Annotated in this window: 6 protein-coding genes and 1 pseudogene; 5 read left to right on the top strand and 2 right to left on the bottom strand. The window is 66.0% G+C overall.

Annotation, left to right across the window (positions count from 1 at the left end; all coding sequences use genetic code 11):
- Window positions 1-54: 54 nt before the first annotated feature.
- Complete coding sequence (gene dapC / locus F757_RS0122295; RefSeq protein WP_027213331.1) at window positions 55-1,272, bottom strand: succinyldiaminopimelate transaminase; 1,218 nt, start codon at window positions 1,270-1,272, stop codon at window positions 55-57.
- A gap of 428 nt (window positions 1,273-1,700) precedes the next feature.
- Here dapC and F757_RS0122290 point away from each other — a divergent pair.
- From F757_RS0122290 to def, 5 genes and pseudogenes are all read left to right on the top strand, one after another.
- Window positions 1,701-2,660 (top strand): annotated as a pseudogene (locus tag F757_RS0122290) (DMT family transporter); the annotation flags it as partial.
- A gap of 418 nt (window positions 2,661-3,078) precedes the next feature.
- Entirely contained in the window at window positions 3,079-6,597 is a 3,519-nt protein-coding gene (gene smc, locus F757_RS0122285; protein WP_027213329.1) for a chromosome segregation protein SMC, read from the top strand.
- Between the two features lie 115 nt (window positions 6,598-6,712).
- On the top strand, window positions 6,713-8,020 hold the full coding sequence (locus F757_RS0122280; protein ID WP_027213328.1) for a cell division protein ZipA C-terminal FtsZ-binding domain-containing protein: 1,308 nt from the start codon (window positions 6,713-6,715) through the stop codon (window positions 8,018-8,020).
- Window positions 8,021-8,232: 212 nt separating this feature from the next.
- Window positions 8,233-10,299 (top strand): NAD-dependent DNA ligase LigA, encoded by a 2,067-nt coding sequence (gene ligA / locus F757_RS33945; RefSeq protein ID WP_035467347.1) that lies wholly within the window; start codon window positions 8,233-8,235, stop codon window positions 10,297-10,299.
- Window positions 10,296-10,829, top strand: a complete 534-nt coding sequence (gene def / locus F757_RS0122265) for a peptide deformylase (RefSeq protein ID WP_027213327.1) — start codon at window positions 10,296-10,298, stop codon at window positions 10,827-10,829. Before ligA ends, def begins: the two co-directional genes overlap by 4 nt.
- A 234-nt stretch (window positions 10,830-11,063) precedes the next feature.
- On the opposite strand, the gene F757_RS36660 is transcribed toward def, so the two are convergent.
- Window positions 11,064-12,584: pseudouridine synthase (locus tag F757_RS36660; protein ID WP_232221442.1), on the bottom strand; the 1,521-nt coding region annotated here is incomplete at its 5' end.

Genomic DNA, 12,584 nt, shown 5'->3' with positions numbered 1-12,584 from the left:
ATCAGCCGGAGACCGGACACCGTGAACACGAACCGGCCACCGGCCGCGCGAAACTCAGCCCGCGAGCCCGCGGCAAAAACTGACGATTCGTTGCGCGCCCTCTGTGCATTCGTCGACGTCGGCAACGAGCGCCATGCGCACGAAATTGCGGCCGGGGTTCACGCCGTGCGCGGTGCGCGCGAGGTACGAACCTGGCAGAACCGTCACATTATAGTCGGCGTAAAGACGCTGGGCGAACACGGTATCCGTGAGACCGGTGCGCGAGACGTCTGCCCACAGGTAGAACGCGGCGTCAGGCAGACGCACGTCGAGCACCTCGGCGAGCATGGGCGTGACGGTCGAGAACTTTTGCACGTATTTGGCGCGGTTCTCGCGCACATGCGCTTCGTCGTTCCAGGCTGCGATGCTCGCGCTTTGATAGACCGTGGACAGCGCCGCGCCGTGGTACGTGCGGTACAGCAGGAAGTCCTTGAGGATGGCGGCGTCGCCGGCCACGAAGCCTGAGCGCATGCCCGGCACGTTCGAGCGCTTCGACAGGCTCGACAGCATGACGAGCCGCTCGTAGCCGCGGCTGAGCTGGTGCGCAGCCTGAAGCCCGCCGAGCGGCGGATTCGCTTCGTCGAAATAGATTTCGGAGTAGCACTCGTCTGAAGCGATCACGAAGCCGTGACGGTCGGACAGCGCGAACAGTTCGCGCCAGTCGTCGAGCGTGAGCACGGCGCCCGTTGGATTGCCCGGCGAGCAGACGTACAGCAGCTGGGTGCGCGCCCAGACCTCGGCGGGCACCGCCGAATAATCGCACGCGAAGTTGCGCGCCGGATCGCTGTTCACGAAGTACGGCGCGGCGCCCGCGAGAATCGCGGCGCCCTCGTAGATTTGGTAGAACGGGTTGGGACAGAGTACGATCGCAGGCTCGCCGTGCGCGTTGCGCTTGGGGTCGATGACCGTTTGCGCGAGGGCGAACAGCGCCTCGCGCGAGCCCGACACCGGCAGCACCTGAGTGGCCGGATCGACGGGCGGCAGCCCGTAGCGCTGCGTGACCCAGTTCGCAATCGACTCGCGCAACGGCAAGGAGCCGAGCGTGGCCGGATAGGCGGACAAACCGCCGAGCGAGGCGATTACGGCGTCGCGTATCAGCGCGGGCGTCGGATGTTTCGGCTCGCCAATGCCGAAGCTGATATGCGCGAAGCCGGCAGCCGGCGTGACGTCTTTGAAAAGCGAGCGCAGCTTTTCGAACGGATAGGGCTGAAGGGAGTCGAGTAGCGGATTCACTGGGCGGATCGGACCTGATCGAAGAGGGCGCGCAACGATGTACGACGGCGCATGCGGTCTTGCGTGCGTTTGCGCAGTGCCCGGCGCTGATGTCCCGTCAGGCCGCTGGAAGCGGCGGCGGGACGGCAGCGGCGGCGGGCAAAGGATTATAGCGTGGCGCGCCCCGGCCCGGGTCCGCCGTGAGGCAGACAGCGCAGATCGCGCAGACGGTGCGCGGCGTCAGGACGATGCGCCGGCAAGCCGGTTCGCGTGGCAATACAAGCAGGAGCAGCGATGTACGCAGGAGTCGAGGAGATGTCGGCAGGACGCAGCGGCAGAGGCAGAGGCAGAGGCAGAGGCAGAGGCAGAGTCGAAAAGGCCGCTGCCCCGGCCGCCAACAGCAATATGGGCATGAGCGGCATCGAGAAGATAAGCGGGAGCCCCTCGCCATGACCAACTGGCTTCGGACAGGCTGGCCGACGCTGGCGATCATGCTGGGCGCCTCGGTGTGGGGAATGATCTGGTATCCGTTGCGGATGCTCGCCTCGCTCGGCGTCCCGGGCACGGCCGCGAGCGCGCTGACGAGCGGCGCCGGTTGCCTCTTCGTGCTGATCGTGCGTCGCCGCGCGATCCGGACGGTGCGCTGGCACTGGCTGTTGCCGGCTCTCGCGCTCGCCGCGGGCATCACGAATCTCGGCTTCGTGTGGGGTTCGATCCACGGGCAAGTCATGCGCGTGCTGCTGCTGTTCTATCTGACGCCGGCGTGGACCGCGCTCTTCGCGCACTTCATTCTGCATGAGCGGCTGACCCGGTCTGGCGTGGGTCTCGCCGCGCTGTCGCTTGCCGGCGCGATGACCATGCTGTGGTCGCCGCAGGCCGGCATTCCGCTGCCGGCCAATCTCGCCGAATGGGCGGGACTCGGGGGCGGAATGGGCTTTGCGATGAGCAACGTGCTGATCCTGAAGACGAGCCGCGTCCTGCCGCAGATGAAGCCGGAGATGCGCACCGCGACCATCTTCGGCGGCGCGGCGCTATTCGGCGCGTGCGCGTCGCTGTTCGAGGCGATGCCCGCGCCGCCCGCCGGCGCGCATCTGGTGACCGCCGCGTGGCTCGTGCTGGGCCTCGGGTTCCTGCTCGCGTCGAACAACATGCTGGTGCAGTATGGGCTCGCGCGCGTGCCCGCCAATCGCGCCTCGATCATCATGCTGTTTGAGCTCGTGGTCACGGCGCTCTCCGCATGGCTTTTTGCCGGCGAGGCGCCGGGCCCTCGCGAATGGGCGGGCGGTGCATGCATCGTGCTCGCGTCGGCATTGTCGAGCTGGGTGCATCGCACCAAGGCGCTGCCGCCAGATCCCGCCAATCAGGACGCGGGCGACGTGGAAGCAGGCGGGCTCGGCGCCCGCCTGGACTCTGGCGACCACACCGTCGATATCGACGATGAGCTCCGCGGCAAGCGTCTCGAGGGTGACGACCGCGATAACCGCGACAACCTTGAGACGCGCGACCGCAGCGACGACCGCAGCGACGACCGCAGCGACGACCGCAGCGACCATCGGGACGACCGCAGCAACCACGCCGACGACCGCAGCCGCGACCGCAGCAACCATCGCGACCGCGACGACGGTCAGCACCGGCAGGGCAAGAACCGCCCACGCGCGATGGTATGATTGCCCCTCATTGGCCGGCGCATGCGCGACACGCTTGCAGTCGGCGCTCCAATTCCCGAGGGCTGGCAAGGACCGCGGACTGTATCGCTGCAGCAGCGAACGGCTCACGCGGCCTTCGCGAGCCACCTATTATTTTTCCTTCTCAAACAGCGAAATCGCCGTGCGTCTGACATCGATCAAACTCGCTGGATTCAAGTCATTCGTCGATCCCACGCATTTCCAGGTTCCGGGCCAGCTAGTCGGCGTGGTCGGACCGAACGGATGCGGCAAGTCCAACATCATCGACGCCGTGCGCTGGGTGCTCGGCGAGTCGCGCGCTTCGGAGCTGCGCGGCGAGTCGATGCAGGACGTGATCTTCAACGGTTCGACGGCGCGCAAGCCCGGCAGCCGCGCGAGCGTCGAACTCGTGTTCGACAACGCGGACGGCCGCGCCGCCGGCCAGTGGGGCCAATACGCGGAGATCGCCGTGAAACGCGTGCTCACGCGCGACGGCACTTCGAGCTACTACATCAATAACCTGCCGGCGCGTCGCCGCGACATTCAGGACATTTTCCTCGGCACGGGCCTCGGGCCGCGCGCCTACGCGATCATCGGGCAGGGCATGATCGCGCGCCTGATCGAAGCGAAGCCGGAAGAACTGCGGGTGTTTCTCGAGGAAGCCGCAGGCGTCTCCAAGTACAAAGAACGCCGCCGCGAAACCGAGAATCGTCTGCATGACACGCGGGAAAATCTGACGCGGGTGGAGGACATCGTCCGCGAGCTGAGTACGAATCTGGAAAAGCTCGAAGGGCAGGCGGTGGTCGCTACGCGCTACAAGGAGCTGCAAAGCGACGGCGAGGAAAAGCAGCGTCTGCTGTGGCTGTTGCGCAAGAATGAAGCCGGCGGCGAACAGGAGCGTCAGAAGCGCGCCATCGAACAGGCGCAGATCGACCTGGAGGCGCAGACCGCGAGGCTGCGGGACGTGGAAGCGCAGCTCGAAACGCTGCGCGTTGCCCATTATTCCGCGAGCGACGCAATGCAGGGCGCGCAAGGCGCGCTCTACGAGGCGAATGCGGAAGTGAGCCGGCTCGAGGCGGAGATCAAGTTCATTGTCGAGTCGCGCAATCGCGTGCAGGCGCAAATCGCCGCGCTCAACGCGCAGCGCGAGCAGTGGCAAGCGCAGGCTGAAAAGGCGCAAGGCGATCTCGAAGACGCTGAGGAACAACTCGCCGTCGCCGAAGAAAAAGCGGTGCTCGCCGAAGACGAAGCCGCTGCAAAGCACGACGCAATGCCCGCGCTCGAAGCGCGCTGGCGCGACGCGCAGGCGGAGCTCAACACCGAGCGCGGCGGTATCGCGCAGACCGAACAGGCGCTCAAGCTCGAAGCCGCGCATCAGCGCAATGCCGATCAGCAACTGCAGCAGTTGCAACAGCGTCAGGAACGTCTGAAGGTGGAAGCCGGCGGCCTGGATGCGCCGGACGAAGCGCAGCTCGAAGAGTTGCGCATGCAACTCGCGGAGCACGAAGAGATTCTGCATGACGCGCAGACCCGTCTCGCGGATGCGCAGGAAACGCTGCCGCGTCTGGACGCAGAGCGCCGCGCCGCGCAGGAGCGTGTGCAGGCCGAAAGCGCGCAGATTCATCAGCTCGACGCGCGGCTTGCCGCGCTCAAGCAGTTGCAGGAAAACGTGCAGACCGAGGGCAAGATCCAGCCGTGGCTCGAAAAGCACGAACTGGGCGGCTTGCCGCGCCTGTGGAAGAAGCTGCATGTCGAGGCGGGTTGGGAAACTGCCCTGGAGGCCGTGCTGCGCGAGCGCCTTGCCGCGCTCGAAGTGTCGAATCTCGACTGGGTCAAGGCTTTCGCGACCGACGCGCCGCCCGCCAAGCTAGCGTTCTACGCGCCGCCTGCCGCCGGCCAGCCGGTGGTGGCGCCGCCCGCGCTGCGGCCGCTGCTGTCGCTCGTGCGTATCGACGACGCCGGCATCCGCGCGGTGCTCAACGACTGGCTAGGCCTTGCGTTCGTCGCCGACGACCTGCAGCAGGCGCTTGGCATGCGCTCGCAATTGCCGGAAGGCGGCTCGTTCGTCGTCAAGGCCGGGCACGTGGTGACGCGCGTCGGCGTGCAACTGTATGCGGCCGATTCAGAACAGGCCGGTATGCTGGCCCGTCAGCAGGAAATCGAAAACCTCGCCCGTCAGGTGCGCGCCCAGGCTCTGCTCGCCGACGAAGCGAGGGCCGCCGCGATCCGCGCCGAAGCCGCGCACTCGCAAGCCGCGCAGGCGCTGACCGAGGTGCGTCAACAGGCCGAGCGCGCGACGCAACGCGTGCATGCGCTGCAACTCGACGTGCTCAAGCTGACCCAGGCGCACGAGCGCTACACGCAGCGCAGCACGCAGATTCGCGAGGAACTCGAGGAAATCAACGCGCAGATCGAGGAACAGCGCGCGCTGCGTGCAGAGTCCGAAGCGAACTTCGAGCGTTACGACGGCGAGCTCGCGGAGTTGCAGGCCCGTTTCGAAGATCATCAACTGGCTTTCGAGGCGCTCGACGAAGAGCTGAGCGCCGCACGCGGGCAGGCGCGCGATCTGGACCGCGCTGCCACGGACGCACGGTTCGCCGCGCGCAACATGGCCAATCGCATCGACGAACTGAAGCGCAGCATTCAGGTCGCGCACGAGCAGAGCGAGCGCGTCGCGGCCTCGCTGGAAGACGCGCGCGCCGAACTCGAAACCATCAACGAGCAGACGGCGCACACCGGCTTGCAGGACGCGCTCGACATTCGCGCGGTGAAGGAAGAGGCGTTGCACGCTGCCCGCCTCGAGCTGGACGATCTGACCGCCAAGCTGCGCGCCGCCGACGAAACGCGTCTGTCCACGGAACGCGCGCTGCAGCCGCTGCGCGACCGCATCAACGAATTGCAGTTGAAGGAACAGGCCGCGCGGCTGAACGCCGAACAGTTCATCGAGCAACTGGCTGCGGCCGGCGTCGACGAAGCGCAGTTGCAGGCCAAGCTCACGCCGGACATGAAGCCTTCCTATCTGCAAGGCGAAGTCACGCGCATCAACAACGCGATCATTGCGCTCGGTCCGGTCAACATGGCCGCGCTCGACGAACTGAAGGCGGCCACGGAGCGCAAAACATTCCTCGACTCGCAATCGGCCGACCTGACGAGCGCGATCGAAACGCTCGAAGACGCGATCCGCAAAATCGACGCCGAAACGCGCACGCTGCTGCAAGGCACGTTCGACGAAGTGAACCGTCATTTCGGCGAGCTGTTCCCGCGTCTTTTCGGCGGCGGCCAGGCGAGGCTGATCATGACCGGCGACGAGATTCTCGACGCGGGCGTGCAGGTCATGGCGCAGCCTCCGGGCAAGAAGAATTCGACGATTCACCTGCTGTCCGGCGGCGAAAAAGCGCTGACCGCGACCGCACTGGTGTTCGCAATGTTCCAGCTGAATCCCGCGCCGTTCTGTTTGCTCGACGAAGTGGACGCACCGCTCGACGACGCCAACACCGAACGTTTCGCGAACCTTGTGCGCGCGATGTCGGACAAAACCCAGTTCCTTTTCATCTCGCACAACAAGATCGCGATGGAAATGGCGCAGCAACTGATCGGCGTGACGATGCAGGAGCAGGGCGTGTCGCGCATCGTTGCCGTCGACATGGAAACGGCTGCGGGTTTCGCCCAGAATATCGTTTGAGTTTCGTTTGAATCATGGAAGCGCGGGCGCCCGCGCAGGGCGCTGCGGCCGCCGGCTGCGCGACAAGCGGGCGGGCGTGAAGCCGCGCACATAAAGAATTGCTGATGGAGCATGCATGGACGAGTTGACACTCGGTTTGATCGGCGCGGGTGCTGTGGTGGTCGGGGGCGTGGTTGTGTATAACGCGTGGCAGAGCGCCAAGGTGCGCCGTAAGATGCCGCGGCCGATGCCGGCGGACTCGGCGGAAAACTTCGCGCGCGACGACCACGAGGAGCAGAGCCCGTTCATCGAACCGGCCCGGCCGGCCACCCGCCGCGAGCCGGTGGCTGGCGCACAACCGGCGGCCGACACCGCGTCCGCGCGGGTCGAACCGACGTTCGGCGCGCCGGTGGGCGCCGCGCCGCTCGATACGCCGGCGGACATTCAGGCCGAGACCACCACGCCCAACGGCTTCATTTCCGCAGACGACCAAGACGGCGCGGAACGTGGCGCGGGCACCCAGGCGACGCGCGACGCCGCTGCACAAACTCCGACGCAAGCCCCGAGCGGGCCCGACGAACAGATCGAGCCGATCCTGCCCGCTGCGACCACGATCTCGTCGGCGCCGCCGGCCATCGTCGATCGGCGGATCGACTGCATCGTGCCGATCCGTCTGAACGGACCGGTGGCGGGCGACAAGGTGATCCCGCTTGCGCAACGCCTGCGCCGCGCCGGCAGCAAGCCGGTGCATATCGAAGGCAAGCTGGAAGGCGGCGCGTGGGAACTGCTGCAAAACGGCGCGCGCTACGAAGAGCTGCGCGCAGCCGCGCAACTGGCCAACCGCAGCGGCGCGCTCAACGAACTCGAGTTCTCCGAATTCGTGACCGGCGTTCAGCAGTTCGCCGACGCGCTCGACGCAGCGCCGGAATTCCCGGACATGCTCGAAACCGTTGCGATGGCGCGCGAGCTGGACGGGTTCGCCGCGCAATGCGACGCGCAGTTGTCGATCAACGTGCTCTCGGACGGCGCGCCGTGGTCGGCGAACTACGTTCAGGCGGTCGCCTCCCAGGACGGCTTGCTGCTGTCGCGCGACGGCACACGCTTCGTCAAGCTCGACGCGCGCCAGAGCCCGGTGTTCATGCTGCAATTCGGCGACACCAACTTCCTGCGCGACGACCTCACCTATAAGGGCGGCCAGATGATCACGCTGGTGCTCGACGTGCCGGTGGCCGACGAAGACATCCTGCCGTTCCGCCTGATGTGCGACTACGCCAAGTCGCTCGCGGAGCGCATTGGCGGGCGGGTGGTGGACGACGGCCGCCGGCCTTTGCCGGAGACCGCGCTGCTCGCCATCGAAAAGCAGTTAATGACGCTCTACGCGAAGCTCGAGCAAGCCGGCATTCCGGCTGGCTCCCCGGCCACGCGGCGCCTGTTCAGCCAGTAGCCGACTGCTCCCGCTTCATACTTCCGCTTCGTAATTCCACTTCGTACTTCCGACGGCCGCGCAACGCGCGGCCGTTGTCGTTTTCACGAAGCCGTCGCGGGCACTTTAGCGCAGTCGCGCGCCTGCTGAAACCTGGCCGTTCGGCCGATGTAAAGGGGCACGCTTCCTGCGATAATCCAGTGTCCGATTTCAATGAAGAAGCGTCCCACAGCATGGCTCGAACTCCCGCCTCGAATCCGGCAACCCGCGCTCCGGCCGAACGTGCCGCGTGGCTGCGCACGGAACTTGAACGCGCCAACTACGCGTACTACGTGCTGGACCAGCCCGATCTGCCCGACGCGGAATACGACAGGCTGTTCAAGGAACTGGAGAGCATCGAGGCAGAGCATCCGGACCTCATCGTGCCCGATTCGCCCACCCAGCGCGTGGGCGGTGAAGCGGCAAGCGGCTTTGAGCCGGTGGTCCATGACCAGCCCATGCTGTCGCTGAACAATGGTTTCGCTGACGAAGACATCGTCGCGTTCGACAAGCGCGTGGGCGACGCGCTCGGCAACAATGCAAAAGAGCCACCGGTGCCTGTCGACTACGCAACAGAGCTGAAATTCGACGGGCTCGCCATTTCGCTGCGCTATGTCGACGGCGTGTTCGTGCAGGCCGCGACTCGCGGCGACGGCACGACGGGCGAGAACGTCACCGAAAACATCCGCACGGTTCGCTCTATCCCGCTCAAGCTCAAGGGCAAGCGCGTGCCGCACATACTTGATGTGCGCGGCGAAGTGCTCATGTTCAAGCGGGACTTCGAGCGTCTGAACGAGCGTCAGCGTGCGGCGGGCCACAAGGAGTTCGCGAATCCGCGCAATGCGGCCGCGGGCAGCTTGCGTCAGCTCGACTCGAAAATCACCGCGCAGAGGCCGCTGTCTTTCTTCGCGTATGGCATCGGCGTGCTCGACGGTATGGACATGCCGGCTACCCACAGCGAACTGCTCGACTGGTACAAGGAACTCGGCCTGCCGGTCAATGCGGAGCGCGCAGTGGTGAAGGGCGCGGAAGGCTTGCTGGCGTTTTTCCGCGCGGTGGGCGAGAAACGCGACAAGCTGCCGTATGACATCGACGGCGTCGTGTACAAGGTCAACCGGCGCGACGAACAGGAGGCGCTCGGCTTCGTGTCGCGCGCGCCGCGTTTTGCGCTTGCGCATAAATTCCCCGCGCAAGAAGCGTTGACGAAGCTCGTCGCAATCGACGTGCAGGTCGGGCGCACCGGCGCGATCACGCCGGTCGCGCGGCTCGAGCCGGTGTTCGTCGGCGGCGCCACCGTCACCAATGCGACACTGCATAACGAAGACGAAGTGCGCCGCAAGGACATCCGCATCGGCGACACTGTCATTGTGCGGCGTGCCGGCGACGTGATTCCGGAGGTGGTGAGCGCGCTACTCGACCGGCGCCCCGCGAACGCTCGCGAATTCGTCATGCCCACGCATTGCCCCGTGTGCGGCTCGAATATCGAGCGGCTGCCTGACGAGGCGATTGCCCGCTGCACCGGTGGCCTCATCTGTCCGGCGCAGCGCAAGCAGGCGCTGTGGCACTTCGCGCAGCGGCGCGCCCTGGACATCGACGGCCTGGGAGAGAAGATCATCGACCAGCTGGTCGAGCAGAACCTGGTGCGCACGCCCGCCGACCTGTTCAATCTCGGCTTTGCGACGCTCGCCGAACTCGACCGCTTCGCCGACAAATCCGCGCAGAACCTGCTCGACTCGCTGGAAAAGGCCAAGCACACTACGTTGGCGCGTTTCATCTACGCGCTGGGTATCCGGCATGTGGGTGAATCCACGGCCAAAGATCTGGCCAAACACTTCGGCTCGCTGGACCCGATCATGGATGCGTCAGTGGAGGCGCTGCTCGAGGTTAACGACGTCGGGCCGGTGGTCGCGGAGTCCATTCACCAGTTTTTTGCCGAAGAGCACAACCGTACGGTGATCGAGCAATTGCGTGCACCGGGCAAAGTGACGTGGCCCGAAGGCCCGCCCGCACCCAAGGCGCCGCAAGGCGTGCTGGCCGGCAAGACGATTGTGCTGACCGGCACGTTGCCGACGCTTTCTCGCGAAGACGCCAAGGAAATGCTCGAGGCGGCCGGCGCGAAAGTGGCCGGGTCCGTGTCGAAGAAGACAGACTATGTGGTGGCAGGGGCCGAAGCTGGCAGCAAGTTGGCGAAGGCCGAGGAACTCGGCATTCCCGTACTCGACGAAGATGGTATGCGTAAGCTCCTGGAGGGGCAGTCATGATCCGCGAAATTCTCAAGATGGGCGATCCACGCCTGCTGCGTATTGCCGACCCGGTCGATCATTTCGACACGCCGGAATTGCATGAGCTCATTAAAGACATGTTCGAGACCATGCACGATGCGAACGGAGCGGGGCTGGCCGCGCCGCAAATCGGGGTCAATCTGCAGGTGGTGATTTTCGGTTTCGGCAGCAACGAGCGCTATCCTGATGCGCCGCCGGTGCCGGAAACGGTCCTGATCAATCCGACCATCACGCCGGTTTCGCTGGATATGGAGGATGGGTGGGAAGGTTGCCTGTCGGTGCCGGGCCTGCGCGGCACGGTCAGCCGTTTTTCGATGATCAAGTATCACGGCTTCGACCAGTACGGCAAGCCGATTGACCGCGTCGCCGAGGGCTTTCATGCGCGGGTGGTTCAGCACGAATGCGATCACCTGATCGGCAAGCTGTATCCCATGCGGATCACTGATTTTGCCAAGTTCGGCTTTACTGAGGTGCTGTTTCCGGACATGGATCCGAATAGCGACGATTGAAGCGGGGGCGGGCGGTAGTTCTGCTGCAATAGAACGTCCAGCGGAATGCTTGCGTTGTGCAGATGCACATGTCGATGCCGCTGCTGAGCGTGAATAAGACGACAGCCCGATTGGCTTGCGCCATTCGGGCTGTTTCTTTTTGCGGAATGAGCAGAATGCGGCCGTCAGAACCGCTTCGTCAACGCGTCGCCGCCGGCACGGCGCGCACGCACCCCGCGCCTGCGGACCTCCCGCTTAGAACGACTCGTCCGGCCCCAGATAGCGCCACTGTCCAGGCGGCAGCGCGCCGAGCATCACACGGCCCATGCGCACGCGCTTCAGACCGATCACTTCGAGGCCGACCAGTTCGCACATCCGGCGAATCTGGCGCTTCTTGCCCTCGCGCAGCACGAAACGCAACTGTTCGCCGTTTTGCCAGCTGACCTGCGCCGGTTTGAGCGGAACGTCGTCGAGCGAGAGACCGTGGCGCAGCAGCTCGAGGCTTTCAGGCGGGAAGTGACTTTCGACGTCGACGGTGTGCTCGCCGTAGGCGACACGCACCAGATACTCCTTGTCGATCTCCGAATGGCCGCCAATCAGTTGCTTGGCGATGCGGCCGTCCTGCGTCAGCACCAGCAGGCCCGTCGAATCGATATCGAGACGCCCGGCCGGCGCTAACTGGCGCAAATGCGCGACGGAAAAACGGATCTCCGAACGGTCGCCTTCCCAGCGGTTCTCCGGCGTGACGAGCGTGATGGCCGGCTGGTAGCCGTCCTCCGCCTGACCCGACACGTAGCCGACCGTCTTATGGATCAGCACGGTCACCTGGCTCGCTTGCGCGGCTTCGGCGGCGGGGTCGATCTCGATCCGCTGGTCAGGGCGGACTTTGGTGCCTAGCGTGTCGATACGTTCGCCGTCGACGAGCACCCAGCCTTTTTCGATCCATTCGTCGGCTTCGCGACGCGAGCAGAGGCCTAGCTCGGACATCAGTTTCGAAAGGCGCAGTGTGCCCGGTGCGTCTTCGATGTCGCGGCGCGGCGTGCGTGGCGCCGCCTCGTCCTGCTGTGGGCGGTGTTCGGCCGGTGCGGCGCGGCGCGGCTTGCCGGCTCGCGCGGAGCGCTCGTCGGCCGGACGGCGCGCGGCAGCGGATGTCTTACCGAAGCTGCGGGCGTCGCGCTCGCCACGCTCGCCGCGCTCCGTGCGCGCGGTTGCGCGCTCGCCCGATTCCCGGCGGGCCGGTGCCCGTTCGCTGCGTTCGTCGCGTTGAGTGCGCGCCGGGCGATCCGTGCGGTCGCCATAGCCGCTCTTGAGGGGCTTTGCAAAGCTTCGCTCGCCGCGTTCACCTTCGAACCGGCGCGGCGCGCTCTCGGCTCGCGAGTCGCGGTCGCCGCCGCGACGCACTCGTGACGCGCCACGGTCGTCGCCGAAACGCGGGCGATTCGAGGCATCGCGCTCGCCGCGCACAGGACGCTCGCCGCGCGGCGCCCCCTCGACGGGGCGGCCCGCTCCGGTACGCGGCGCTCCCAAGGGGCGGCGCTCGCGGTCGTTGCTGCGCGGTGCGCCTCGGTCGTTATCGTCCTCGAAACGGCGGGGCGGACGGTCGCTACCGCTTTCGAAATGTCGAGGGGCGCGTTCGGCGCCCACACGACCTTCAAAACGTCGCGGCGCACGCTCGGCGCGGTCGCCGGCCGGGCCGCGAGTGGTACGCTCACCGCCGCCGGTGCGGTCCTCGAAGCGTCGCGGAGCGCGTTCGCCTCCGGCACGATCTTCGAAACG

This window comes from Burkholderia sp. WSM2232 (assembly GCF_000472545.1).
In the GTDB taxonomy this organism is placed as follows: domain Bacteria; phylum Pseudomonadota; class Gammaproteobacteria; order Burkholderiales; family Burkholderiaceae; genus Paraburkholderia.
This window is presented reverse-complemented; position numbering and strand designations above follow the sequence as displayed.